Raw genomic sequence first — 24847 nt, 5'->3', positions numbered from 1 at the left:
CGTGAAGTTCCTTGAGAACCTGCCCCGGTTTGTGTTTTTCACGGGAAAGGGCGGCGTCGGCAAGACCTCAGTGGCCTGCGCGACCGCCCTGACCCTGGCAAGAGCGGGAAGGCACGTGCTTCTGGTCAGCACCGACCCCGCGTCGAATGTGGGTCAGGTCTTTGGTGTGACCATCGGAAATACCGTCACGCCCATCCAGGAGGTGCCGGGCCTCTCCGCACTGGAAATCGACCCGGAGCAGGCCGCCGAAGCCTACCGTGAGCGGATCATCGCACCCGTGCGCGGCCTCCTGCCGGAGACCGAACTGGCCAGCATTGCTGAAGGCCTGTCGGGCTCGTGCACCACGGAGATCGCCTCGTTCGACGAGTTCACCAACCTGCTCGCCGACGACCTGGCCTACGCGGAGTATGACCACATCGTCTTCGACACCGCCCCGACGGGCCACACGATCCGGCTGCTGCAACTGCCCGGTTCATGGACCGACTTCCTCGAGACGGGAAAGGGAGATCCGTCGTGCCTGGGCCCCCTCTCAGGGCTCGAGAAGCACAAGCAGGTGTACGCCAAGGCCGTGCAGGCTCTCACCGACCCGGCCCGGACACGCCTTGTCCTGGTCAGCCGCGCGCAGACATCATCCCTGACGGAGATCGAACGAACCTATCTGGAACTGGGCGAGATCGGCATCGGCGGGGGTTACGTCGTCCTCAACGGCGTCCTGCCGCCCGCTGCCGGCGAGGAGGAACTCGCGCAGGCCCTGCGCGCCCGGGAAGCTGCCGCCGTCGCCGCCATGCCCGGCTCGGTTGCCGCCCTTCCGCGCGACGTTCTGGATCTGAAGCCGGGCAACATGGTCGGCATTCCGGCCCTCGAGACCTTGTTCGCGGCCGCCGGGGCCGGCATGCCGCCCGGCGCGGCGGCGGACGCCGAGGTCGAAGATGCCCCGCTGGCTGCCCTGGTGAACGAAGTGGAGCTCGACGGCCACGGTCTCGTGATGTGCATGGGGAAGGGCGGGGTCGGGAAGACCACTGTCGCTGCCGCCATCGCCGTCGCCCTCGCGAAACGGGGACACCCGGTCCACCTGACCACGACAGATCCGGCTGCCCATCTGACCGAAACGTTGCAGGGATCCACCCCGGGCCTGAAAGTCTCCCGCATTGATCCGGATGCGGCCATCCAGGAATATCGAAGCCACGTGATGGAGACCAAGGGCCGGAGCCTGGACGACGAAGGCCGCGCGGCGCTGGCCGAGGACCTCATGTCCCCGTGCACGGACGAGGTGGCCGTGTTCCGGCAGTTCTCCAGGGTGGTCCAGGAATCCCGCCGCCACTTCGTGGTGATCGACACGGCGCCGACCGGCCACACACTGCTGCTCCTGGACGCCACGGGGTCGTACCACCGCGAGATCTCCCGCCAGGTCGGCGACACGATGGGGTTCGTGACACCGCTCATGCGGCTTCAGGATCCGGCACAGACCAAGGTTGTCCTCGTCACCCTGGCTGAGACGACACCTGTGCTCGAAGCCGAGGTTCTGCAGGATGATCTGGAAAGGGCGGGCATCCATCCGTGGGCCTGGGTCATCAACAACTCGATCGCAGCCGCACACCCGCAGTCGCCGTTCCTGCGGGCCCGCGCCGCGAGCGAGATCGAACAGATCGCGAAGGTGCACACGTTGACAGACCGGGTCGCCCTCATTCCCATGCTGTCCGGAGAGCCTGTGGGTGAAGACAGATTGTCGGCGCTGACCGCTCTCAGCACCCAGCCTGCCTGACCCGCCTCATCGGGCCCGCCGCACCGTGTGCGGCGGGGCCGTTGCCTTCCCGGTTAGCCGCCCAGGCGCTCGGCCAGCAGGGCTTCGATGTCCTGGGCGGTGGCGTCCAGCCTGGCAATCGTGTCACGCTGGATCGCCCGCAGGTACTCAGCATCCGACTCGCCGTCCTGCACCCAGTCCTCATCGCCGGGGGCGTCCATCGCCTGGCGCGTGTTGGCGGTTGCTGCCTTGATGTTCTCCAACATGGCACGCAGCCGGTCCTCGGTGGTGGGAGTCCTGGCATTCATGGTGTCCTCCTGGGTCGCGGCCGCAATGTCAGCTCTTGGGACTACCTTTGCCCCCGTCGTGCCCCCAGCGCAAGAACTAAAGGGCCTGTGTGCGCCGTTCGATCAGGACCGTGTCCCGCCACTGGCCGGCGGCAGGGCCGCGGGCCATCCGGGCAATCTTTTCCCGTCGCCCCACAACCCTGAAACCATGCGCGAGGTGCAGTTTCAAGCTCGGTTCGTTCTCAGGAAAGATGCTCGCCTGGATGGTCCAGATGCCGCGCTCTTCCGTCGAGGCGATCAGGGACCGGAGGAGGACTGATCCTATCCGTTGGCCGCGGGCGGCCTCGGACACGTAAATGGAGTGTTCCACGACGCCGGAGTACACGGGACGGGTGGAAACGGCGGAGACCGCCGCCCAGCCGAGGACGCTGCCGTCGACCGCCTGCGCCACGAGGCGGTGGTCGGTGAGCCGCGAATCATCGAAACTGGGCCAGTCCGGCACCGCGGACTCGAACGTTGCCTGCCCGGTCGCGATTCCCTCGCCGTAGATCCGTTGGACCTCGGGCCAGTCTGATTCCTGCATCGGACGGACCGTGAGGTCGGGCTCCGAAGTGCGACTCACAGGGAGGCCAGGAGGCCGGCCGTCTGCTCTATGGCGCCCGGAACGAGGGAGTAGTAGGCCCAGGTGCCGCGCTTTTCGCGGTGCAGCAGGCCGGCGTCGACCAGGATCTTCAGGTGGTGGGACACGGTAGGCTGCCCCAGGTCCAGTGGCTCGGTGAGATCGCAGACGCAGGCTTCCCCGGCTCCGGCACCCTTGACGATGGAGAGCAGCCGCAGCCGGTTCGGATCGGCCAGCGCCTTGAAGACCAGGGCTTTCTGCTTCGCCTCCTCGGCACCCAAGGCAGGCACTCCTGCCGGGGCGCAGCAGGATTCATCCGTGGCCGGCTCGAGTATAGGCAGGGAGTTCATGTACCCATTATGCCTTGATATTGACAATCATCAATGTTAGGCGGAGCCCCCGGACGGGAGGGGCTGGGGCGCATGCCGCGTTGGGGTGGAGACGCAGACGGGTCGGCCCGCCAGGGGCGGCGACGGCTAGGATCTGGCCGCTTCGGAACTGCGCGGGAGAACGGCGTCGTCCGCGGTGCGGGCCGCGGAGGGGAACAGGATCAGGAGGAGGCCAAGGCCGACTGCTGTGCCGACCAGCTGCGCCACGACGAAGCCGGGGACGGAGGCCGGTGCGATGCCGGCGACGGTGTCGCTGAAGATGCGGCCGACTGTGACCGCCGGGTTCGCGAACGACGTCGAGGACGTGAACCAGTACGCGGCCCCAATATAGGCGCCCACCGCCGGCGCGGCGAGTACGCCGCGCGAGGTGGCCGCGAGGGCGAAGATCAGCAGGATCAGACCGGCGGTGGCGATAGCCTCGCCCAACAGATGCCCTGGGGTTGCGCGCTCCTTGTCAGAGATGGACGTGCCCACCTCGAACATGGCGTTCGCGACCACGCTGCCCATGACCGCACCCACGGTCTGGGCAACCACGTAAGTGCCAAGCTCGGGAAGGGTCAGCCCGGCGCCGCTGCGTCGACCCAGGATCCAGTCGGCGAGGGAGACCACAGGATTGAAATGCGCGCCGCTCACGGGTCCGAGCACCAGAATCAGCACCGTCAGGCCCAGCACCGTGGCCGTGCTGTTCTGGAGCAACTGCAGGCCAACGTCCCCGGGGGAGAGTTGCTGCGCGGCGATTCCGGAACCGACGACGATCATCACGAGCAAGCTGGTGCCGAGCAGTTCAGCGACGGCACGACGCCACAGCGGAGGTTGGTGGGAAGTCATGGCAACAGCTTGACCGATAGAATTTACTCAGTCAAAATTGAATCAATGACTATTGAGGAAATCCAGGATCTTCGGGCGAGGGCAGCCAAACATGCGGCCCTCGCCGATCCCGCGCGGCTGCGCATCGTTGACCTGCTGACCCTGGGTGACTTCTCCCCCACGGAACTGCAGGCAGAGCTGGGGATGCCGTCGAATCTGCTGTCCCACCACCTGCGCGCCCTGGAAGATGCAGGACTGGCAACCCGCCACCGCTCCGAGGCCGACAGGCGCCGCAGCTACACCCGGCTTGCCGCCGGCGCCTTGGAGGGCCTGGTGCCCGGCGCGGAACACGGGGCCCGCCGCGTCCTGTTCGTCTGCACGAAAAACAGTGCACGGTCCCAGTTGGCCGCCGCACTGTGGCAGCAGGTCAGCGAAATCCCGTCCGCGTCGGCAGGAACGCATCCCGCGGACCGCATCGCCCCAGGTGCCATCGAAGTCGCCCGGCGTCACGGCGTGGACCTCGCCGACCTTCCTCCGCGCAACCTGGAGCAGGTGGCAGGGGACGGGGACTTCGTCGTGACCGTCTGCGACAATGCCCATGAGGAGCTGCCCGGACTGGGCGGCGTGCACTGGTCAGTGCCGGATCCGCTGCGCCTGGGCACCGAGGAAGCCTTCGAAAACGCCTTCAATGACATCGCCCACCGGATCAATGACCTCGCGCCGCGCGTGCTCGCCGCCTGATTACCCGCCCCTGACCGCCCACTCCTTCCCGCTGCGGACAAGGGGCATGTCCCGGCGGTTCATCGAACGCCGGCCGGGATGCCCGACGGGGGCGGTGAAGGCGACTTTGCAAATATTGACAATCATCAATCTATAGTCCGATACTTTCTGCATCGATCATCATCAATGTTCTGCTGAGCGCTGCACGTGTCGGGCACAGGACCTCAACCAGACCGCGACGCACCCGTCACCCAACTGATTCCAGGAGAAACCCCGTGAGCACCGAAACCGCCAAGAAGCCCTCCGTCCTGTTCGTCTGCGTCCACAACGCCGGCCGCTCCCAAATGGCCGCAGCGTTCCTCACCGCCCTCGGCCAGGGCCAGATTGAGGTCCGCTCCGCCGGTTCCGCCCCGGCGGACAAGGTCAACCCCGCAGCCGTCGAGGCCATGGCGGAACTTGGCATCGACATGTCCGCCGAAATCCCGAAAGTCCTCACCACCGAGGCCGTAAAGGAATCCGACGTCGTGATCACCATGGGCTGCGGCGACACCTGCCCGATCTTCCCCGGCAAGCGCTACGAGGACTGGGAGCTCGAAGACCCGGCCGGCCAGGGCGTCGCCGCCGTCCGGCCGATCCGCGACGAGATCAAGGGGCGCATCGAGGACCTGATCGCCTCCCTCGCCCCCGCCAAGTAACCGGCCCCCAAGGAGGACCGCCATGAGCGCCGACGTCGTCACCGCCGACATCGTTAGTACAGAACAGCTGATCATCATCGGATCCGGCCCTGCCGGCTACACCGCTGCCATCTACGCCGCCCGCGCCGGCCTCAAGCCGCTGGTCATCGCCGGAGCCGTCACCGCCGGCGGTGCCCTCATGAACACCACCGAGGTGGAGAACTTCCCCGGCTTCCCGGCCGGCATCCAGGGTCCGGAGCTCATGGACGGGCTCCAGCAGCAGGCCGAGAAATTCGGCGCGCAGGTCGTGTTCGACGACGTGACCGAGGTCCGGCTCACCGGTCACCTCAAGCGCGTGGTCACCGCTGCGGGGCAGGCCCATGAAGCGCCCGCGGTCATCCTCGCCACCGGGTCCGCCTACAAGGAGCTCGGCCTGCCGGAGGAGAAGAAGTTCAGCGGCCACGGCGTCTCCTGGTGCGCTACCTGTGATGGCTTCTTCTTCCGTGACCAGGACATCATCGTGGTCGGCGGCGGCGACTCGGCGATGGAGGAAGCGACGTTCCTGACCCGCTTCGGCAAGACCGTGACCGTCGTCGTGCGCAAAAACGAGCTGCGGGCCTCCAGGATCATGGCCCAGCGTGCCAAGGACAACCCCAAAATCCATTTCGCCTGGAACTCCGCGGTCACCGGGATCCACGGCAACGGAAAGGTCACCGGCGTCACCCTGACCGATACCGTCACCGGGAAGACACGTGAGCAGGCGGCCACGGGGATCTTCGTCGCGATCGGCCACGTGCCCCGCACCGAACTGCTGGCCGGCCAGGTGGACCTCGATGCCGAGGGCTACATCAAGGTCGACTCCCCGACCACAGTCACCAACCTGACCGGAGTCTTCGCCTGCGGGGACGCCGTCGACCACCGCTACCGCCAGGCCATCACCGCCGCCGGCACCGGTTGCGCCGCCGCCCTCGACGCCGAACGCTACCTCGCCGCGCTCGAGGACGCGGACAGCATCGCCACCGCCCTGGTGGAGGACCCCACCCACTCTTGAACTGCACGCAGCACCCCGCCTCCCGGCCTGCCCAACTAGCTCGCAGCAGGGGCCGTTTTGAGCCCTCAAAACGGCCTTAAGTGAGAGCTAGTTGGGTGCCGGACCGCAACCCCACCGGATGAAACAGAGGACACCATGGTTGTAACCACTACGCTTCCCGTAGCTGTCATCGGAGCCGGGCCCATCGGCCTCGCCGCGGCAGCGCACCTGCTCGAGCGCGGCCTGCAGCCGCTCATCCTCGAGGCCGGCCCGACGGCGGGCGCCGCCATCGAGCAGTGGCGCCACATCCGGCTCTTCTCTCCGTGGCAGTACAACACCGACGCCGCCGCCGTCCGCCTGCTCGCCGGCACCGGCTGGGAAGCACCTGAGCCGACGGCGCTGCCCACCGGCGGGGACCTCATCGACCAGTACCTCACCCCGCTCGCCGCGCTCCCGGCGATCGCGTCCCGACTCCACACCGGCGCCCGCGTCGTGGCAGTGACCCGGCAGGGCATGGACAAGACCCACAGCCGGAACCGCGACACCGCCCCCTTCGTGGTCCGGGTCGAACACGCCGACGGCGAAGTCCGCGACTACCAGGCCGCAGCTGTCATGGACGCCTCCGGCACGTGGTCCACCCGGAACCCGCTCGGAACCTCGGGCCTGCCCGCCGTGGGAGAAGCTGCCGTGGCCAACCACGTCTCCTCACCCCTGCCGGACGTCTTGGGACGCGACCGTGAGACGTTCGCCCGGCGCCGGGCCGTCGTCGTCGGAGCTGGGCACTCGGCAGCCAACACCCTCCTCAACCTCGCCGAGCTCGCAGCCCAGGTGCCCGGGACGAAGATCGTCTGGGCGATCCGCGGCGCCTCCGCGGCCAAGGTCTACGGCGGTGGCGACGCCGATGGGCTGGCCGCCCGCGGCCAACTCGGCAGCCGGCTCCGCAGCCTCGTCGAGTCCGGTGCCGTGGAACTTCACACCGGCTTCGGGATCGCCTCCCTTGCAGCGTCCGACGGCACCGTCACCTTGACCTCTACGGACGGCCGCACCCTGGAGGCCGACGTCGTCGTTCCGGCCACCGGGTTCCGCCCCGACCTGGGCATCCTCCGGGAACTCCGGCTGGAACTGGACCCGGGCGTCGAGGCCCCGCGTGACCTCGGCCCGCTGATCGACCCCGAATTCCACTCGTGCGGCACCGTGGAACCGCACGGAGCCAAGATGCTCGCCCACCCCGAGCAGGACTTCTACATCGTCGGCATGAAGTCCTACGGCCGCGCCCCGACCTTCCTGCTCGCCACCGGCTACGAGCAGGTCCGCTCCGTCGCCGCGGCCTTGGCCGGGGACCGGGAAGCGGCCGACACCGTCCAGCTCGAACTCCCCGAGACCGGCGTCTGCTCCTCGGACATCGGCACCAGCTGCGACGTCCCGGCGGCCACTGCGGGGTTCGTGGCTGAAACCTCCGGCGGATGCTGCGGAGCCCCTGAGCCTGTGCTCGTCGGTTTCCCCACCGGGCTGGCCCACGGCCGCTCCGGCGAGAACTGACCTCGTTCAGTTGCAGGACAATACCGAGGTCCTGCAACGGATCAGTGCGCGGCTGGCAGACCCGGCCGGCCTGCCCGTCGCGGCCGTGCGGATCATCCGTGATGAGATCCATGACCGGGTCAAGGCACTGACAGCAACACTGCTCAACAACCCGGCTCAGACAAGGAAGAATTAGACACATGACCCAGACCGCGAAAAAGCCCAGCATCCTGTTCGTCTGCAGCAAGAACGGCGGCAAGTCCCAGCTCGCTGCCGGGCTCATGAAGCAGCTCGCCGGCGACGGGATCACCGTCCATTCCGCAGGCACCAAGCCGGGTGCGTCATTGAACGCCCAGGCCGCGGAGTCCCTGGCCGAACTTGGTATCGACATCGCGGGTGAACACCCCAAACCGGTCACCGACGCGGTCCTGGAGGCCGTGGATGCCGTGATCGTCCTGGGCACCGAAGCCAAACTGGAACCCCGCGACGGCACCCGTTTCGAGGTCTGGGAAACGGACGAACCCGCCGAGCGCGGTATCGAGGGCATGGACCGCATGCGCCTGGTCCGGGACGACATCAAGGCCCGGGTCCGGAAGCTGCATGCGGAGCTCACTGGGAACTAGGCCATGCCCGTCCCGGCGCTATCCCGCACACTGGCCCCGGAGGGTGCAGTGTGCGGCTGCCTCGCCGCGCGAAGCGCTGAGGGTGTGCATTCCCGTGCCGGATGAGGCCTGGCAGGACGGTCCAATCGTGCTCTGTGTCGAGTGGATGTTTCCGGAGCATCTGGTCCGCACGGCCGCTGATCTCGCGAGCGCGCTGGGACAGCACCTTGTCTGCGCCTTTGTAGACCCCTCCAGTTTCCTGACGGAATGGGAGCCGGACGGCATCCGGACGGCGCATTCACTCGACCCGGTGGTGAAAGAAGAGACCGATTTTCCGTCCGGGCAGCTGCTGCGGAACCTTGAAGCGGTCCTCGGACAGCCCGGGGAGTCGTGGTCCTTCCGCGTCCTCAACGGAGACGTCGCCAAGGCCCTTGGCCGTCTGGCGGACAACGTCGGCGCATCATTGCTGATCGTGGGCGCCGAGCGACCTGGAGCCTTGGCGTGGATGGACAGGCTCCTCGAAGGATCGGTTGCCGCGGCCCTGGTCAGCCGCCGGGAGTGGCCGGTCCTCGTCATTCCGGACACCACAGCGTAGCCCCGCCCGCGTCCGTTCCGCAGCGGGAAACGGGGGTCACCGGATGATGCGACCATCGTGGATGACAGTCCTCGGCCTGTTCTGGTCCCAGAGAACTTCCGGGTCCGCAAAGGGGTCGCCATCCAGGATCACGGCATCGCCTGCCATCCCGGAGCTGATGCCCCCGATGCTTGGATCCTGAAGGAGTTCCGCGTTTACTGAGGTCAGTGATCTCAGCGTCTCCAGGACGCCTGCCGCCTCGATCTGAAGCCGAATGCCGACGAGCTGATCGTCCTCGAGGTCCCCCATCAGGTCGGATCCGAAGCCGACTTTGACTCCGGCCTGCAGGGCCAGTTCCACAGCGACCTTCCCGGCCTCAAGTACCTCGGCGTTCTTGGCCTGGGATACGGGGTTCAGACCCAGATCTGCTCCCCTTCTGCTCATGGCATCGTAGGCGGCAAGCGTCGGCACGAGGAAGCTACCGTGCTCGGCCATCAGCTGCGCGGTGTCCCGGTCCAGGAGATTCCCGTGTTCTATGGAACGTACCCCGTTTTCCACTGCATGCCTGATTGCCTCGGGCGAATACGCATGGGCTGCCACGTAGCTCTTGCGCCGGGTGGCCTCGTCCACCACCGCCCGGACTTCTTCCGCTGAATACTGCGGCAGCCGGATGGGATCCGTCAGGGACACGACCCCTCCGGAGGCCATGATCTTGATGGCGTGGCTTCCCGTGCGGAACCGTTCACGGACTGCCTTGCGCAGATTGTCCACTCCGTCCACTACGGCACACATGTGACCGTGATCGAAGCAGACGTCCAGGTCCGCGGACCGAGGATCGCCATGGCCGCCGGTCTGGCTGAGTGCAGGGCCCGTGTAGTAGTACCTCGGCGCCGTGACCAGGCCGCTATGGATGGCGCGGGCCAGCCCCCTGTCCCCGCCGGCCACATCGCGCACGGTAGTGAATCCCCGCCGCACTGCGGCGCCCAACCGGCGCGCCCCCACCAAGGCTGCGTAGCTCAGGAGCGAGCGCTCAACCTCAAGGCCGCCCAGTCCCACGGCGTACGCGTGAAAATGTGCATCGATGAGACCGGGCACCACCACCCTGCCGCCGGCGTCGATCACCTCACCTTCGGGGATGACGTCGCCGATCTCCTGAATAAGCCCGTCCCGGAACACGATGGATCCTCGCGCCAGCTCGGGCGAATGTCCGTCAAAGATCCGGGCATTCTGGATGGTCAGAGAGGGTGCGTTGGTCATGGTGACGACTCCTCGGGAGGGACGTTGGTGGTTGCGGCAACTCGTCGGATCGGCGCCCTAGGTGCCGGCCGGCTCCGTGGAACCGCGCACGATCAGTGAACTTTGGAGGATCAGCTGGGGCTCTTCCAGGCCCTTGCCCTCCATGAGCCGGAGGAGCTGTTCGCCGGCCTTGGCCCCCAGGGCGTCGCCGGGCAGGTGGACGCTGGTCAGACCCGGGCTGGACGTGGCCGAATACGGCAGGTCGTCGAAGCCTGCCACGGCCAGTTCCTGCGGAATGCGGACACCGGCCACCCGGGCTTCCTGCAGCACCCCGTAGGCATGGGTGTCGGTGGCGCAGACGACGGCGGTCACGCCGTCCCGCTGCCAGGCCGGCCACGCCGCGGCGAACGCTGACGCGGCCGCGCCCACGTCAATGGTGGTGCCGATGACATGGTCCGGTGCCACGGCGATGCCCAGTGCGGCGGACTCGGCCAGGAACGCCGCCCGGCGGATCTCGAAGGTCGCGGTGCCGGTCACGCTGTCCACGTACGCCGCCCGTTTGTGGCCGGCGTCCGCCAGGTGCCGGGCCAGCAGGCGGGCTCCATGGCCGACGTCGAGGTTCACCGAGGGGGCGAAGGACTCCAGGCCCGGGGCGTCCAGCAGGACCAGCGGTCCCGCGACGGACAGCTCGTCCAGGAACGCCGCGCTGGGCGCGTCCACCAGCAGCCCGGCCGGCCGCAGGGCCAGCAGCCGGCGGACGTCGTCGACGCGTGGAAACTCCCCGGCGTCCGTGACGGAGAGCAGCAGCTGGTAGTCGGCGCCCAGGGCGCCGCGGACGCCGGCAATGACCTTGGCGAAGAAAGGGTTGGAGATGTCCGGGGCCACGAGAATGACGATCGAACTGATGCCTTTGGCCAGGGAACTGCCGATGCTGTCCACCACATAGCCGAGTTCGGCAATGGCTTCCTGGACCCGCGAAATGTTGTCCTCCGACACCCTCCCCCGGGTTTTTCCGTTGGCCACAAGGGAGACCGTTGCGGTGGAGACCCCGGCCCGCGCGGCCACCATGGCCGCAGTGACGCGCGGGGTGCGCCCGCGAAGTTCTTGCACGTGATCGCCGGATTCCATACCTCGATCGTATCCGGGAGCGGCCGGATGTATGCGCCGCAATACATCAAGCGCTTGACGTCATGAACGTTAAGCGCTTGACGTATCTCTCGGCAGAGTGCCAAACTCTCACTGAACGCTTTAGTGCACCGCCCCGGCGGACCCCCAACGACGTGGAGATATACGTGGATCCCATCACCTTGAAACCGGAACGCCGGAAGATCATCCTGGACTGCGACCCGGGACATGACGACGCCGTGGCCATGCTGCTGGCTCACGGCAACCCGGACATTGAGCTCCTGGCCGTCACAACGGTCGTCGGCAACCAGACCCTCGAACGGGTCACCCGCAACGCCCTCTCGGTCGGCACGATTGCCGGCATCACCGGTGTCCCCTTCGCCGCCGGCTGCGATCGGCCGCTGGTCCGCAGCATCGAAACCGCCCCGGACATCCACGGTGAGAGCGGTATGGACGGCCCCGCCCAGCCAGAATCGAACATCGAACTGGACCCCCGCCACGCCGTCGACCTCATCATCGACACCGTCATGGCGCACGAGCCGGGTACCGTGACCCTGGTGCCCACGGCCGGACTGACCAACATCGCCATGGCGGCCCGCAAGGAACCGCGCATCGTGGAACGCGTGAAGGAAGTCGTCCTCATGGGCGGCGGCTACCACGTGGGCAACTGGAGTGCCGTGTCCGAATTCAACATCATCATCGACCCCGAGGCCGCACACATCGTCTTCAACGAGCCCTGGCCGGTGGTCATGGTGGGCCTGGACCTCACGCACCAGGCCCTGGCGACCCCCGAGGTCGTGGAAAAGATCGCTGCCGTGGGCACCCGGCCCGCCCAGTTCGTGCTGGAACTGATGGAGTTCTTCACCAAGACGTACAAGGACGCCCAGGGCTTTGACTACCCTCCCGTCCACGACCCCTGCGCGGTGGCCTACGTCGTCGATCCCACCGTCATGACCACCCGCAAAGTGCCGGTGAACATCGAACTGCAGGGCCAGCTGACGCTCGGCATGACCGTGGCCGATTTCCGGGCCCCGGCGCCGGCGGACTGCCACACCTCCGTGGCCGTGGACCTCGACCACGGGAAATTCTGGAACCTCGTCACGGACGCCCTGGTGCGCATCGGCGACGTGGACCCGTCCGCCGCCGTCAGCGTCGACGCAGGAGCGGCCAACTCATGAGCACCCTGACCTACGAACCCAAGACCACGCGCGGAAGCGTCACCGCCCTCACCGCCGCACTGCTGACGGCCTGCGTTGCCTTCCAGCTCAACGCCTCCATGCTCAGCCCCGCCCTGGTCACGATGGGCACCGAACTGCACACGGACCAGGCCGTGATCGGCCTGTCCCAGACCTGGTTCTTCACCGCCGCAGCACTGTTCTCCCTCTTCCTGCCACGCCTGAGCGACATTGTGGGACGCAAGAAAATTCTGCTGGGCATGATGGTGATGATGGCCGTCGGCTCCCTGATCGCGGCCATGGCCCCGGACATCACGTGGCTCTTCGTCGGCCGCATCGTCCAGGGGGTCAGCGGCCCCACCGTGCCGCTGTGCCTGATCATGCTGCGCTCGGCCGTCAGCGACCCGCGCAAGTACGGCGCCCTGATGGGCCTCATCACCGCCGTCAACGGCGGGGTTGCCGGCGTGGACTCGTTTGTGGGCGGCTACTTCGCCGAACACTTCGGGTTCCGCAGCATATTCTGGCTCATGGTCGCCCTGGCAGTCCTGGCCGCGGCTCTCGTCGCCGTCCTGGCCGGCGAAAGCAAGCCGGCAGTCGGCACCAAAATGGACTGGCCCGGCGTGTTCTTCATCGTGATCGCGGTCGGCGCCCTGCTGACCGCCCTCAACGAAGCCTCGAAACTGGTCAGCGCATTTTCTGCCGGCACACTCACCCTGGCCATCGCCTTGGTCGCCGTGGCCGCGATCGCCTTCTGCGGTTTCTGGATCGTGGAAAAGCGCACCCCGCAGCCGATGGTGGAAACCGCGCACCTGCGCCGGCGCTCCACCTGGGCGCCCTTGTTGACCACCACCCTGACGATGACCGGCGTCTTCGCGGTCATCAACGGGATCGTTCCCGCCTACGTGCAGGCCACGGCCCCCGGCTTCGGCGTGGGCCCCACCGAGATGTCGCTGATCATCCTCACCCCCTATGCCCTGCTGGGCTGGATCGTCGGCCCGATCACCGGCCGGCTGGCCCCGGTTCTTGGCTACACCAAGGTTCTGCGGATCGGCATGGTCGGCAGCGTCGTGGCCCTGGCCATCATTGCCTTCTTCGGCCTCAGCAGCCTGCCGATGATGATTGCCGGAACAGCGTTGCTGGGCATCATGTACGCGGGCACAGTCAACATCATGCTCAACGGCCTGGGCGTTGTCCTCTCCCCCGAAGGCAACCCCGGCTTCCTCCCCGGCATGAACGCCGGCGCGTTCAACCTGGGTGCGGGCCTGAGCTTCCTGGTCCTCCCGGCGGCGCTCGTGGCCTCCTCCGCGTTGGGCGACGCCCAGGCTTCCTACCTGACCGCGATCGCGGTGGGCCTTATCATCACCGTGGCGGCATTTGCTGCTTCACTGCTGATTCCCAAGCCCGTGGAAGCTGAGGCGAAGTGACCATCGCGACTCCTGCCCCGATCGTCGTCGTCGGCTCGCTGAACGCGGACCTGACCATCTACTGCGAGCGGCTACCGCTTCCCGGCGAAACGGTGCACGGGAACGGTTTTGCGGTGAACCCGGGAGGCAAGAGCGCCAACCAGGCCGTCGCCGCGAGCAAGCTCGGCGGCCGGGTCGTGCTGATCGGCGCGGTCGGCGACGACGCCAACGGCACCATGCTCCTGGCCTCCACCGCCGGGGCGGGCGTGGATGTTTCCCGCGTCCGCCGCTCCCCCGAGGCGGCCACCGGCGTCGCCGTCATCTCCGTGGACGCGAGCGGTGAGAACAACATCATCATCTCGGCCGGTGCCAACGGCACGCTGGCGCCGGAGGATGTTGCCGGCTCAGCCGACGTGTTCGAACGCGCATCGGTGGTGTGCCTGTGCCTCGAGGTTGGCCTCGACACCGTTGAAGCGGCGGCCCGGTTGGGGCACGACGCCGGCGCAACCGTCCTGCTCAACCTGTCGCCTTACGCCGAGATCCCTGCGAGTCTCGCCGGCCTCTGCGACGTTCTGCTCGTGAATGCGCACGAGGCGTCGCTGTTTCTGGGCGGCACCGCCGTGCCCGACGCCGGCGCGGACACGGCGGCGTGGGCGCCGGTCCGGAGCAGGTTTGCCGATCGCGGACTGCAGCGCGTTGTGGTCACCTTGGGCGCTGACGGCTCCGTGGTCCTGGACTCGGGTGCCGGCGCCGGGGGCCACGTCACCCGGATTGAACCCATCAGGGTCAACGCCACGGACACCACCGGCGCCGGCGACGCCTTCACGGGGGCCGTCGCGGCACGCCTCGCTGCCGGGGAATCGCTCCCGGCCGCTGCCGCCTTCGCCTCGGTTGCCGCCGCCCTGGCAGCGACCAGGAAAGGGACGCAAACGGCCTACCCGGAAGTGGCGGACGTCGAGGCAATGCTGGCGTAGCGGCCGCCCAGCTGGCTGGGAGCGCCACCGGGCCGGGCGCCGCAGATCATGTCTGCGGCGCCCGGCCCTGGTTAAGCACGCAAGCAGGGCCGGGGCCGCTTGGCCGAGCAACAAGCGCCTGCACAGCACAGCCCTTTCAAACTAGGGCGCTGTTGCACTTACCCCAGAAAGGCCCACAATGGTTCGATCGGATAGGAGTATCTGCCGGGCGATGGCGGCCGCGACTTACTGGAGCGTCAGTGGCGAGCGTCTTGACCTTTTCGGCCGGAAAGCAAGCGAACTTGTACCGACTAATGATGGGGCTCCTCGGCATGATCACTTTGCGCAAACACGTCCTCCCCTCGGTCCTCGCGGTGGTTCTGCTCTCGACGTCGGCCTGCACCTCCGAGACCGCGGCCGGCACCCCGACCGGCAGCGCGAGCAGCAAGCCCGCCAAATCCGCCAGTGCTGCGCCTTCCCGGCCCGCTGTTCCGCCGCTGGATCCGGTGAGTCCTGTGGACGCGCGTACGGTGCTGGCCGCGTTCAAGTCCCGGGGCATGGTGGACCACCTGAAGGCCCTGCAGCAGGTTGCTGATGCCAATGGCGGCAACCGTGCCTCGGGCACCTCCGGGTATGAGGAATCGGCCCGCTACATCGAGGAGCAGTTGCGGGCTGCCGGGTACTCACCGGTCCGGCAGACCTTCAGCTTCAAAGGGGAGGGACGGGGCAAGCCGAAGGTGGAGTCGTTCAACATCCTGGCCGACACGGAGGGCAGCGCCGAGCGCACCGTGGTGGTGGGCGCGCATCTGGATTCCGTGAAGGACGGTCCGGGAATTGACGATAACGGCAGCGGGGTGGCAGCGGTCCTTGAGACCGCCCGGTGGATGAAGGAGTCCGGGATTACGCCGGCCAATAGGGTCCGGTTTGCGTTCTGGGGTGGGGAGGAGGACGGCCTCTACGGGTCCCAGCACTATGTCGATTCGCTGAGCACGGAGGAGCGCAGCCAGACCCCGGCATACCTGAATGTGGACATGGTGGCCTCGCCCAACGGTGTGCGGTCCGTGCACGACGGCGACGGTACGGATTTCGGCCACGCCGGGCCGGCCGGGTCCAAGGGGATCGAGGACATCTTCTTCCGCTTCTTCAAGGAGAACTCGCTCCCCGCCGAAACCACGCCCTTCGATGGCGGTTCCGACTACGACGCCTTCCTGACGGCCGGCATTCCGGGCGGCGGGCTGTTCACCGGTGATGAGAAGAAGAAAACCCAGGCCCAGGTCCAGGCCTACGGCGGCGAGGCCGGCAAGCATCTGGATCCCTGCTACCACGAGGCCTGCGACACCATCGCGAACACCAACCCGGACCTGCTCAAGGACATGTCCGGCGCCCTCGCCTACGCCACCGCGGCCTACGCGATGGCCAAGCCCGCGTAAGCGCAAAGAGGTCCCCGGCACGGCCACCTCGTGATGAGGGGCCGCGCCGGGGACCTGTGCTTCCTGGCTGCGATAAGTTCCTTAGGTTTCGGCTCCGGGTCGCGCTGGCGTTCCCTCCGCCTGCCTGTCGCGCTAGAGGGCCGCGCGGGTGGTGTTCGGGACCGGAAGGTCGGTCGCCTGGGGCATGACAACCTCTATGGTCAATTCGCTGACGGCGGGAACGTCGAGGAACTTGCGGTGGAACCGCGGGCCAAGGATGGCGTAGGACGCGGCGCTGGCCAGTCCCCCGGCGAGCCAGGACAGGTCCCATCCGCCCAGGGCGACGGCGATGGGTCCCTGCATTGCCGGCACCAGCCCGTACATGAACAGCCACGTGGCGTAGATGCCGATGAGCAGGGAGGCGATGCCGGCCGGATTCACGCCCGGCAGGCGCTTGGTGCCGACGGCGTCGAAGAGCCTGTCAGGGTTGCCGGGCCAGCGCTTTTCGATCCAGAAGTAGTGGACCAGCATGACTCCGCCCCAGGCGGCCACCCAGGCGACCAGCCCGATCAGCCAGGCATCCAGTACGGAGGCAAAATCTTCCTGGAAGATGAAGAAGATTACGGCGGCAAGTGAGAAGACGCCGACGAACAGGTTCAACTTGCGCCTGCTGATGGAGATGTCCAGTGCCTGAGTGGCCACGGAGAAGGTGTAGATGTTCAGGATGTTGGTCGCGATGGGGCCGTGCAGCACCATGAGCAGCACAGGCAGGGCCAGCGCGCCGAAGTTCAGCACGATGAGTTTTCCGGGGTCGATTTCGCCGGTGTTGGTGGCCAGGCTGGCCCCCAGGATGCCCAGCCAGACGACGGGGATGAACTGGCCCAGCACCGAGGCGAGGTAGACCTTGCGCTTGGGCACCGAGGTGCTGACGAAGCGGGAGTAATCTGCGGCGTAGGTGAACCAGGTGATGCCCCAGCCGATGCCGATGGCCGTCATGACGGCGCTCATCGCGGCGATGCGTTCGGAGCCTTCCAGGATGTGACCTGCCGGGCCGGCGTAGGTCCAGTTGATCTGCATGCCGAACCAGGCCACTGCCGACATCACGGTCAGGATGATGATGGTCGGCGGGACGGTCCATTTCTCGAACGCGGCGATCGCCTTGTAGCCGAACCAGGCAATGGCCACCTGGGCCGCCATGATGAAGGTGGCGATGCCGATCTTCCACGCATAGTTGTGGGCCTCCGGGTCAACCCAGCCCAAGGTTCCGAACAGCGCCATGACCAGATCCAGGATGATCCAGGTGTTGACTGCGCACCAGCCGATCACCAGAAGGGCCTGGATGGCCGCCGGCAGGTAGTTTCCGCGCCGCCCGAAGGCCGCGCGGGCCAGCACCATGCCGGTCGCTCCCGTCTTTTGGCCCAGAAGGACAAAGCACCCGAAGAGCAGCATGCCGATCAGGTTTCCAAGGACAAGAACGGTGACGGTGTCCGCGAACCCCAGCCCGAGCTGGATGCCGAGCGCACCGAGCACCCAGTTGATCGGGGCGAGGTTGGCGCCGGCCCAGATCCAGAACTGGCCGGACACCTTGCGGGTGCGCTCTGATTCGGGGATGGGGTGAAGCCACGCTTCGTGGTCTTCGCTGGCCGCTGGTGCGGTGCCGGCCGAAACCAAGGGGGATTTTTCACGCATTGGAGCCTCCGTGAGCGATTGGGGTGCTTCAACATTATGTGGCACATGCCACATCCGCCTATATATGATGTGTCTAGTTAATGGTTGCTTTACGCGACGGAGTGTCATGTCAATACGTCTTCAAGATGTCCTGCACCACCCGACGCTGGCGGCCGCCGATCCCGTCGTCCGGGCGGCCAGCAGCAGAGCTGCCCGGACCCAGCTCCGATGGGTGCACTCGAGCGAGATTCTGGACATCGCTCCCCTGCTCGACGGCGGTGAGCTTCTGCTGACGGGAGGCGAGGCCCTCGCTCTCGCCTCTGAGGACCGGCGGGTCGCTTACATCCACCAGCTGGCAGAGCGGGGAGTGGCGGCCTTGGCCATCGAAACCGGCGTCGCTCTTCCTTCGCTCCCGTCCTTGATGGTGTCAGCCGCCGAGGCGGCCGGGCTTCCTCTGATCGAGCTCCGCAAGGTGGTGCCGTTTGTCAGTGTTATGCAGGCCATCAACTCGTCCCTGGTCAGCGAGTCGGTGTCCCAATTGCGGCGGGCAGACGAAGCCAGTCACGCGATGGCCGTTGAGCTGGCACATGGCGGCAGCCTGGACCGGATTCTGGCCGTGCTCGCCGGAATCACGCACGCCGAGGTGGCCCTCGCTTCCCTTACAGGTGTGACCCTGGCCAGTGCAGCGCCAGAGAACACCGTTGTCGGCGACACAGTCGGCGGCTCTATCCCCGCGCCGCAAGAACATGCTCGTCTGATCCGGATCGATGTGCCCGTGCGCGGAATCCTTGCGGCTCAGCTGGTGCTCCGGGTTCCGGCGGACGAGGATGAGAACCTCGCGCGGACTGCCGGCAAACGTTCCGTGGATATCCTGGCCCTGGCCATGCTGCAGCGGATGTCGCCCGGGCTGCGGGAGGTTGCAGGAGCTGCCTTGATCCGGGCGGTGGATTCCGGCAGCCAGCCGTGGAGGCTTCAACAGCTGGCCTCGGCAGCAGGAATTCCGGCCTCCGCGCCGCTAGCGGCTGTGGTGGTCCGCTCGGATCTCTCGCAACAGTTGCGTTCGTCGGTGGAGCAGCTTCTGGCCCGGGCGGCACGGTTCCATGCGAGCTATGTCGACAACGCCGAGCTTCTCGCAGTAGTCGGCCTGGCAGGGGATGCCCCGGAAGAGAGCCGGCAGAGGCTCCTGGCCGCCCTGCTGGAGCTTCCGGCCATAGATGGAATGCAGGCCGCAGTGGGACCACTGGCGACCGGAATCTCGGACGCTCCCTGGTCGCTGTCCGAAGCCAAGCTCACCCTGGAATTGGCCGCCTCGCGGGAAAAATCCGGTCCCGGCGGCGGGCACCATCCGGTGGTCGACGCGGAGGCATTCGCAGTGGAACGTCTCTCCGTCCAGTCTCTGGATCCCGATCAGCGGCGCACCTTCGTGCGCCAGCAACTGGGCGCGCTCCTGGATCATGATGCGCAACGCCATTCGCGACTTCTCGACACACTGGCGGTGTGGATGGATTCCGGGTGCAACACGGCCCACGCAGCCCGGGAGCTGCACGTGGAGCGGCAGTCCATGCACCAGCGGCTGCGGCGGATCTTCGATCTATGCGGCGGCGACCCCCGCACCACGGGCCGGCTGGCTGCACTGCATCTGGCGGCCAGGCTGGCCCGGCTCAGTTGAGGCTGGTGCGGAAGCGGGTGCGGTTGTGCGGTCGCGTTAGTTCTTGCTCTGGGGCGCGCGTCCGCCCAGGCGTGTGGTGACCTTGTGGGCCGCGGCGGCGCATGCTTCCCCCAGGCTCTGCAGCCTTTCCCGTGAAACGCGGAACCGGGGTGCCGAGATCAGGACGGCCGCCACGATGTCACCGCGGTGGTCGTAGACGGGGGCCGCGACGCCCACTTCGTCGATCGATGATTCGCCGTAGTTGATGGCCCACCCGCGGCCCGTCACATCGTTGAGCTTGATCTGGTAGCCGTCCAGGCCGGCGTCGTCGAGTCCCGGATAGCTGATCGCTCCGCTGCGCAGCAGCGTCCGGACACGTTCTGACTGCTCGGCGGACAGGAAGACTTGAACGGAGGCGCTCATGGCGTCCGTGTACCGGGCACCCAGCGGGGTGGTGTGTTTGATCTGGTGGTGGCTGGCGATCTGTTCCACGCACATCGATTCGGCGCCGTTCCACACCATGAGGGCGCTGGTTTCGCCGGTCTGTTCGGTGAGTTCGCGCAGGACCGGGTAGGCCACGCGCCGTTCTTCCAGCTCGGCCAGCAGCGGTCCGGCGACGGCGATCAGTCCCAGCCCCAGCCGGAAGCGGCGGCTCTCCGGGTCCCGTTCCACCAGGTGTTCCTGTTCGAAGGTGGCCAGAATCCGGGAAACGGTGCTCTTGTGCAGGCCGACCCGGTTGGCGATCTCGGTGACGCCGAGCAGTGGCTCGTCGGCGGTGAATGTTCGCAGCACGGCGATGGCGTTGACTATGACGGAGGTGCCCTTGGTGTCGCCGTTGCCGGTGGTTTCGGGAGATTCTGCTGGGGTCATGGTGTCTACCATCATTCCGCATGAGGGCCCGGAAGCGGCGCCACGGTGGATGTGGCGCCGCTTTTGCTGCCGGTCCCTTTCAGGGGGTGTGGTGCGGTTAGGCGCCGATGATGTTGTATTCGGGGCCGAAGGGGAACTTCGTGATGTTCTCGGCTCCGTCCTGGCCGACCACCAGGATGTCGTGCTCGCGGTAGCCGCCGGCGCCGGGCTGGCCGTCCAGGACGGTGATCATGGGCTCCATGGAGACCACCATGCCGGGCTCCAGGACGGTGTCGATGTCCTCGCGGAGTTCCAGTCCGGCTTCCCGGCCGTAGTAGTGGCTCAGGACGCCGAAGGAGTGGCCGTAGCCGAACGTCCGGTTGGCCAGCAGGCCGTGGCCGACGTAGATCTCGTTCAGCTCGGCGGCGATGTCCTTGCAGACAGCTCCCGGCTTGATGAGCTCAAGGCCGCGCTTGTGGACTTCCACGTTGATGTTCCAGAGCTCGAGGGAGCGGGCGTCGGGTTCGCCGTAGAACAGGGTGCGCTCCAGTGCGGTGTAGTAGCCGGAGGTCATCGGGAAGCAGTTCAGGGACAGGATGTCGTGTTCCTGGATCTTCCGGGTGGTGGCCCAGTTGTGGGCGCCGTCGGTGTTGATGCCGGACTGGAACCATACCCAGGTGTCACGGATTTCCGAATCCGGGAAGGTCCGGGCGATTTCGTGGACCATGGCCTCGGTGCCGATCAGGGCGACCTCGTACTCCGTGATGCCGGCGGTGATGGCGTTGCGGATGGCTTCGCCGCCCAGGTCGCCGATCCGGGCACCGTGCTTGATGACCTCGATTTCCTCGGCCGACTTGATCATCCGCTGGCGCATGGCGGCCTGCGCCACGTCCACCAGGGTGGCCCCGGCGAAGGCCGCCTGGATCTTGTTGCGGTTGTCCAGCGGGAGCGAATCGTCTTCGACGCCGAGCCGGCGGGGGTTGATGCCGCGGGTGCGCAGGGCCTCCTGAATGGCGAAGATGTAGTTGTCCCGGCGCCAGTCCGTGTAGACCACGTTGTCACCGTAGCTGCGGCGCCACGGCATGCCGGCGTCGATGTTGGCCGTGACGGTCACGGTGTCGTCCTTGGTGACCACCATGGCGTAGGAGCGGCCGAAGTACGTGAAGAGGAAATCGGAGTAGTACTTGATGGAGTGGTAGCTGGTCAGGACGACGGCGTCCAGGTCCTTCTCTGCCATGATCCGGCGCAATCCGCCGAGCCGGCGCTCAAATTCAGCGTTGGAGAAGGTCAGCTTTTCCTTCTGCCCGTTGTGCAGAACTTTCAGACGCTCCAGCTCGGCGATGGACGAAGCGTTGTCGGACGTGGTGATGCTCATTATGGTGGTGCCTTTCTGCAGTGCTGTTCTTTAGAGGGGAAATTTAGAGGCCGGCCGGGGCTACTCGTGGCGCAGCGGTTCCTTGCTGGTTTCACGGGAGAGCACGACGGCAATCAGGGAGACTGCCGCGGCGCCGGCCAGGTACCAGGCCGGAGCCAGGGCGTTGGCCGTCGCGGCGATCAGGAGGGTCGCCATGAAGGGTGCGGTGCCGCCGAAGAGGGCGTTGGAGAGATTGAAGCTGACGGCGAAGCCGCTGTAGCGGACGCGGGTGGGGAACATTTCGGCCAGGAAGCTCGGGAGTGTGCCGTCATTGAGTGTGAGCATGCCGCCCAGCAGGATCTGGACCAGGACGATCACCAGGAAGTTCCCCGTGCCCAGCAGGGCGAAGGCCGGAACGGTCAGCACCATGAAGCTCAGGGATGCTGAAATGAGGACCTTCTTCCGGCCGTAGCGGTCCGAGAGCATTCCGGTCAGGAAGATGAACCCGATGTAAGTCACCAGCGCGATGGTGGTGGCCAGGAAGGATTCGGCTGCGCCGAGGCCCAGTTCCGAGGACAGGTATGTGGGCATGTAGCTGAGGATCACGTAGAAGCCGACGGCGTTGAGCAGCACGGCTCCGACCGCCTTGAGTAGCAGCCGCCAGTGCTTCCGGAACAGGCTGGAGACCGGCGCCTTGATGGCGTGGTCCTCTTCCGCCAGTTCGCGGAACACCGGGGTGTCTTCGAGCTTGGTGCGGATGTAGCGTCCGATCAGGCCCATCGGGGCTGCGAGCAGGAACGGCAGGCGCCACCCCCAGCTCTGCATGGCCTCGGCGCTGAGCAGGACGGTCAGCAGGCCCGCGAGCAGGGAGCCAAGCAGCAGGCCTGCGGCCGTGCTGGCCGGGACCACCGCGGCGTACAGGCCGCGCTTGTTGGCCGGGGCGTACTCCACCAGGAAGGCGGATGCGCCGGCGTATTCGCCCGAGGCGGAGAAGCCCTGGACGACGCGCACCACCAGGAGCAGGATCGGGGCCCAGATCCCGATGGAGTTGAACCCCGGGATGAGGGCGATGCAGAACGTCGCTCCGGACATGATCAGGATTGACAGCGAAAGCGCTGTCTTGCGCCCCACGCGGTCGCCGATATGGCCCCAAACGAAGCCGCCGAGCGGCCGGACCAGGAACGAGATCGCGAACAGGGCGAACGTCAGCAAGAGCGCGGTCTGGGGACTGGATTCGGGGAAGAAGACCGCCGCGATGGTTGCGGCCAGGTAGCCGTAGACGGCGTAGTCAAACCATTCGACGAAGTTGCCGATGAAGCTGGCGGCGACCACGCGCCGTCGGGTGTCCCGGCTGACTCCGTCACCGTTGCCGGATGCGGCTTGACCGCCCGGGGCGGTTCCGCCGCTCAACGCGTTGTGTCCGGAGGAAGTACTGCCATGCCCGTTATTCGACTCCGGGCTGGTCGCTCCCGCAAGAGTGGCGGGGGAGGAAGATTCGTTACTCATGTGTCCACCAAAGGGTTTTGGAGTTGCAATCAGTGCAACGCTGTTGCATCAGATTAGGCGTGACCTATGACACAGTCAATGGGTTTTTGTTTCGAGCGCGTGAATTAATTCAAGACAGACTTATTGACCACCCCTCTGAGCGCCCTGCCCGAGTGCGAATCACAGTTGCGCTCAATGAGACGTAGTTGCATTGAAAGCGCAAGTCAGGTGCCAGCTTGGGAAAAGCTTGAGCCCTGCGGCAACGCCGTTCCCTCCGGGGCGACGCGGTGGCAGACTGGGTGGACTATCGAGTGACTGGGGGGATCCACGTCAGGAGATCGTCATGGGCATCCGGTTACACATGCACACTGCGGGGCGGCGGCCGGAGGCCACGCCATGATGGCCGGATGGGCCTACCTCATGGCGGCAATCATGACAGTCGACTCGCTCCTACTGGGATTGCTCCTGCTGAACCTGAAGTGGCCGAAGCGCTGGAAGAAGAACGGCTAAAGTTCCCCAAGTCCGTCCCGACACACGAAAGCACCGCGGCGACGTGTCGCACTGCGGTGCATTCATGATTCTGCATCGGATCGCGCCCGGCCGGGCGGCCGATGTCCCGCTACCCTGAAACGGCCGCCCCGACGGGTTCGCGGACCAACTCGGGGGCGAGGTCGGCGGCCAGGTCTTCGACCACCTGCCCGTACAGCAGTTCGCCCTTGGCGGCGCTGGATCCGGCGGCTGAGGAAAGGCAGCCGGTGGCCGGCGTGCGCTCCGGCACCACAGGGAGCCTGTCGAAGCGCGGCAGGACGGCGGCCGGGCCGTCCACCAAGCGGTCCATGGCAACCCGGGCCGGTTCGAGGTGGAGCATGAGCGATGTTTCCAGGACCCCCCCGTGTTCGATGTCCCACCCCGGGAATCCGTCCGGGTAGACCTCAGTCAACGTGTCCTGGCTGACAAAGTCCCAGTAGGAGAGCAGCAGCACGCTCTGCTCTGCTCCGGGCCCTAGCCCCAGATCTTCCAGGGCCAGGTCGATCCCCTCATACAGGAACTGGTAGTTTTCGAAGTGGCCGTTGACGAAGACCACGTGCCTGACGCCCTGGTTGAGGAAGGACTTGACCAGGTTGCGCGCCACCCCGATGAGCGTGGCACCATCCAGGCTGGTGGTACCGGAGAGGTGGTTGCCGCCCCCGGATTTCTGCTGCGACTTGTACCCGTACGCGATGGGCTGGGCAACGAGTGCATCCAGCCGCCTGGCGACCCCCTCCGCGAAGTGTGACGACAGAAGGGTGTCAGTTCCCAGCGGCAGGTGCGGCCCGTGCTGCTCCAGGGACCCGACAGGGATGAGGACGACCGCGTCCCCGGAGGCCAGCGCTCCCCGGTATGCGAAGGCGTCCAGGTCTTCGAGAAATACTGACTTGTCCATGTTGGTGGTGCTCCTCGTTCATGGTGTGCCGGGAAGCGGCGCCACGGTGGATGTGGCGCCGCTTTTGCTGCCGGTCCCTTTCAGGGGGTGTGGTGCGGTTAGGCGCCGATGATGTTGTATTCGGGGCCGAAGGGGAACTTCGTGATGTTCTCGGCTCC

At 66.6% G+C, this 24847-nt stretch carries 24 protein-coding genes; 13 read left to right on the top strand and 11 right to left on the bottom strand.

Features of this window, described 5'->3' with window-relative positions; translation table 11 throughout:
- Window position 1 precedes the first annotated feature (1 nt).
- Window positions 2-1762, top strand: a complete 1761-nt coding sequence (arsA, locus tag C9424_RS02505; RefSeq protein ID WP_116765380.1) for an arsenical pump-driving ATPase — start codon at window positions 2-4, stop codon at window positions 1760-1762.
- Between the two features lie 53 nt (window positions 1763-1815).
- Here arsA and C9424_RS02500 read toward each other — a convergent pair whose 3' ends face one another.
- The 4 genes from C9424_RS02500 to C9424_RS02485 all read right to left on the bottom strand — a co-directional run bounded on the left by C9424_RS02500 (window position 1816) and on the right by C9424_RS02485 (window position 3864).
- On the bottom strand, window positions 1816-2049 hold the full coding sequence (locus C9424_RS02500) for a hypothetical protein (RefSeq protein WP_116765379.1): 234 nt from the start codon (window positions 2047-2049) through the stop codon (window positions 1816-1818).
- Between the two features lie 76 nt (window positions 2050-2125).
- A complete protein-coding gene (locus C9424_RS02495) occupies window positions 2126-2611 on the bottom strand; it encodes a GNAT family N-acetyltransferase (RefSeq protein WP_116765378.1) in 486 nt (161 codons plus the stop codon).
- 35 nt (window positions 2612-2646) lie between these two features.
- Window positions 2647-2997, bottom strand: coding sequence for an ArsR/SmtB family transcription factor (locus tag C9424_RS02490; protein ID WP_116765377.1), 351 nt, complete (start codon window positions 2995-2997; stop codon window positions 2647-2649).
- A 126-nt stretch (window positions 2998-3123) separates the two neighbouring features.
- Complete coding sequence (locus tag C9424_RS02485) at window positions 3124-3864, bottom strand: aquaporin (protein ID WP_116765376.1); 741 nt, start codon at window positions 3862-3864, stop codon at window positions 3124-3126.
- A 45-nt stretch (window positions 3865-3909) separates the two neighbouring features.
- Between C9424_RS02485 and C9424_RS02480 the strand changes: the two genes are divergently transcribed.
- The 7 genes from C9424_RS02480 (at window position 3910) to C9424_RS02455 (ending at window position 8982) form a co-directional block, all read left to right on the top strand.
- A complete protein-coding gene (locus C9424_RS02480; protein WP_116765375.1) occupies window positions 3910-4584 on the top strand; it encodes an arsenate reductase/protein-tyrosine-phosphatase family protein in 675 nt (224 codons plus the stop codon).
- 254 nt (window positions 4585-4838) lie between these two features.
- Entirely contained in the window at window positions 4839-5258 is a 420-nt protein-coding gene (locus C9424_RS02475) for an arsenate reductase ArsC (protein WP_116765374.1), read from the top strand.
- Between the two features lie 22 nt (window positions 5259-5280).
- Window positions 5281-6288, top strand: coding sequence for a thioredoxin-disulfide reductase (gene trxB / locus C9424_RS02470; RefSeq protein WP_116765373.1), 1008 nt, complete (start codon window positions 5281-5283; stop codon window positions 6286-6288).
- 135 nt (window positions 6289-6423) lie between these two features.
- On the top strand, window positions 6424-7806 hold the full coding sequence (locus C9424_RS02465) for an FAD-dependent oxidoreductase (RefSeq protein ID WP_116765372.1): 1383 nt from the start codon (window positions 6424-6426) through the stop codon (window positions 7804-7806).
- A 10-nt stretch (window positions 7807-7816) separates the two neighbouring features.
- Window positions 7817-7981, top strand: coding sequence for a hypothetical protein (locus tag C9424_RS21390; protein ID WP_161958187.1), 165 nt, complete (start codon window positions 7817-7819; stop codon window positions 7979-7981).
- A gap of 4 nt (window positions 7982-7985) precedes the next feature.
- The gene (locus C9424_RS02460; protein ID WP_116765371.1) at window positions 7986-8408 is read left to right on the top strand and encodes an arsenate-mycothiol transferase ArsC; all 423 of its coding nucleotides are present in this window, start codon (window positions 7986-7988) and stop codon (window positions 8406-8408) included.
- Window positions 8409-8490: 82 nt separating this feature from the next.
- On the top strand, window positions 8491-8982 hold the full coding sequence (locus tag C9424_RS02455) for a universal stress protein (RefSeq protein ID WP_237563258.1): 492 nt from the start codon (window positions 8491-8493) through the stop codon (window positions 8980-8982).
- Between the two features lie 36 nt (window positions 8983-9018).
- Here C9424_RS02455 and C9424_RS02450 read toward each other — a convergent pair whose 3' ends face one another.
- Window positions 9019-10218, bottom strand: a complete 1200-nt coding sequence (locus C9424_RS02450; RefSeq protein ID WP_116765369.1) for a metal-dependent hydrolase family protein — start codon at window positions 10216-10218, stop codon at window positions 9019-9021.
- 57 nt (window positions 10219-10275) lie between these two features.
- Window positions 10276-11325 (bottom strand): LacI family DNA-binding transcriptional regulator, encoded by a 1050-nt coding sequence (locus tag C9424_RS02445; protein ID WP_442862007.1) that lies wholly within the window; start codon window positions 11323-11325, stop codon window positions 10276-10278.
- A gap of 152 nt (window positions 11326-11477) precedes the next feature.
- Here C9424_RS02445 and uriH point away from each other — a divergent pair, with 152 nt between their 5' ends.
- The 4 genes from uriH (at window position 11478) to C9424_RS02425 (ending at window position 16283) form a co-directional block, all read left to right on the top strand.
- Window positions 11478-12500: a uridine-preferring nucleoside hydrolase UriH gene (gene uriH, locus C9424_RS02440; protein WP_116765368.1), complete on the top strand. Its 1023-nt coding sequence runs from the start codon at window positions 11478-11480 to the stop codon at window positions 12498-12500.
- Window positions 12497-13921 carry a uridine transporter UriT gene (gene uriT / locus C9424_RS02435; RefSeq protein ID WP_116765367.1) on the top strand — a complete coding sequence of 475 codons (1425 nt, stop codon included), beginning with the start codon at window positions 12497-12499 and terminating at the stop codon, window positions 13919-13921. Before uriH ends, uriT begins: the two co-directional genes overlap by 4 nt.
- Window positions 13918-14874, top strand: a complete 957-nt coding sequence (locus C9424_RS02430; RefSeq protein WP_116765366.1) for a ribokinase — start codon at window positions 13918-13920, stop codon at window positions 14872-14874. The genes uriT and C9424_RS02430 overlap by 4 nt, the downstream gene beginning before the upstream one ends.
- Before the next feature lie 281 nt (window positions 14875-15155).
- Window positions 15156-16283, top strand: coding sequence for a M20/M25/M40 family metallo-hydrolase (locus C9424_RS02425; protein ID WP_237563256.1), 1128 nt, complete (start codon window positions 15156-15158; stop codon window positions 16281-16283).
- Between the two features lie 132 nt (window positions 16284-16415).
- On the opposite strand, the gene C9424_RS02420 is transcribed toward C9424_RS02425, so the two are convergent.
- Entirely contained in the window at window positions 16416-17951 is a 1536-nt protein-coding gene (locus tag C9424_RS02420; protein ID WP_116765364.1) for a purine-cytosine permease family protein, read from the bottom strand.
- Between the two features lie 106 nt (window positions 17952-18057).
- Here C9424_RS02420 and C9424_RS02415 point away from each other — a divergent pair, with 106 nt between their 5' ends.
- On the top strand, window positions 18058-19599 hold the full coding sequence (locus C9424_RS02415; protein ID WP_116765363.1) for a PucR family transcriptional regulator: 1542 nt from the start codon (window positions 18058-18060) through the stop codon (window positions 19597-19599).
- 36 nt (window positions 19600-19635) lie between these two features.
- Here C9424_RS02415 and C9424_RS02410 read toward each other — a convergent pair whose 3' ends face one another.
- The 4 genes from C9424_RS02410 to C9424_RS02395 form a co-directional block, all read right to left on the bottom strand.
- Complete coding sequence (locus tag C9424_RS02410; protein ID WP_237563255.1) at window positions 19636-20448, bottom strand: IclR family transcriptional regulator; 813 nt, start codon at window positions 20446-20448, stop codon at window positions 19636-19638.
- Between the two features lie 97 nt (window positions 20449-20545).
- Window positions 20546-21802, bottom strand: a complete 1257-nt coding sequence (locus C9424_RS02405; RefSeq protein WP_116765361.1) for an aminopeptidase P family protein — start codon at window positions 21800-21802, stop codon at window positions 20546-20548.
- Between the two features lie 60 nt (window positions 21803-21862).
- Window positions 21863-23287 carry an MFS transporter gene (locus C9424_RS02400; RefSeq protein ID WP_202615747.1) on the bottom strand — a complete coding sequence of 475 codons (1425 nt, stop codon included), beginning with the start codon at window positions 23285-23287 and terminating at the stop codon, window positions 21863-21865.
- Window positions 23288-23885: 598 nt separating this feature from the next.
- A complete protein-coding gene (locus tag C9424_RS02395) occupies window positions 23886-24689 on the bottom strand; it encodes a creatininase (protein WP_116765360.1) in 804 nt (267 codons plus the stop codon).
- Window positions 24690-24847: the final 158 nt, after the last annotated feature.

The sequence above is a fragment of the Arthrobacter sp. H-02-3 genome, from assembly GCF_003097355.1.
Taxonomy (GTDB): Bacteria; Actinomycetota; Actinomycetes; order Actinomycetales; family Micrococcaceae; genus Arthrobacter; species Arthrobacter humicola.
This window is presented reverse-complemented; position numbering and strand designations above follow the sequence as displayed.

Coding starts and splice junctions, on each gene's coding strand:
- C9424_RS02415 (WP_116765363.1), top strand. CDS start 18,058: ATGTCAATACGTCTTCAAGATGTCCTGCACCACCCGACGCTGGCGGCC.
- C9424_RS02405 (WP_116765361.1), bottom strand. CDS start 21,802: ATGAGCATCACCACGTCCGACAACGCTTCGTCCATCGCCGAGCTGGAG.
- C9424_RS02465 (WP_116765372.1), top strand. CDS start 6,424: ATGGTTGTAACCACTACGCTTCCCGTAGCTGTCATCGGAGCCGGGCCC.
- uriT (WP_116765367.1), top strand. CDS start 12,497: ATGAGCACCCTGACCTACGAACCCAAGACCACGCGCGGAAGCGTCACC.
- C9424_RS02495 (WP_116765378.1), bottom strand. CDS start 2,611: ATGCAGGAATCAGACTGGCCCGAGGTCCAACGGATCTACGGCGAGGGA.
- C9424_RS02395 (WP_116765360.1), bottom strand. CDS start 24,689: ATGGACAAGTCAGTATTTCTCGAAGACCTGGACGCCTTCGCATACCGG.
- C9424_RS02450 (WP_116765369.1), bottom strand. CDS start 10,218: ATGACCAACGCACCCTCTCTGACCATCCAGAATGCCCGGATCTTTGAC.
- C9424_RS02410 (WP_237563255.1), bottom strand. CDS start 20,448: ATGACCCCAGCAGAATCTCCCGAAACCACCGGCAACGGCGACACCAAG.
- C9424_RS02400 (WP_202615747.1), bottom strand. CDS start 23,287: ATGAGTAACGAATCTTCCTCCCCCGCCACTCTTGCGGGAGCGACCAGC.
- C9424_RS02485 (WP_116765376.1), bottom strand. CDS start 3,864: ATGACTTCCCACCAACCTCCGCTGTGGCGTCGTGCCGTCGCTGAACTG.
- C9424_RS02490 (WP_116765377.1), bottom strand. CDS start 2,997: ATGAACTCCCTGCCTATACTCGAGCCGGCCACGGATGAATCCTGCTGC.
- trxB (WP_116765373.1), top strand. CDS start 5,281: ATGAGCGCCGACGTCGTCACCGCCGACATCGTTAGTACAGAACAGCTG.
- C9424_RS02460 (WP_116765371.1), top strand. CDS start 7,986: ATGACCCAGACCGCGAAAAAGCCCAGCATCCTGTTCGTCTGCAGCAAG.
- C9424_RS02480 (WP_116765375.1), top strand. CDS start 3,910: ATGACTATTGAGGAAATCCAGGATCTTCGGGCGAGGGCAGCCAAACAT.
- C9424_RS02500 (WP_116765379.1), bottom strand. CDS start 2,049: ATGAATGCCAGGACTCCCACCACCGAGGACCGGCTGCGTGCCATGTTG.
- C9424_RS02445 (WP_442862007.1), bottom strand. CDS start 11,325: ATGGAATCCGGCGATCACGTGCAAGAACTTCGCGGGCGCACCCCGCGC.
- C9424_RS02420 (WP_116765364.1), bottom strand. CDS start 17,951: ATGCGTGAAAAATCCCCCTTGGTTTCGGCCGGCACCGCACCAGCGGCC.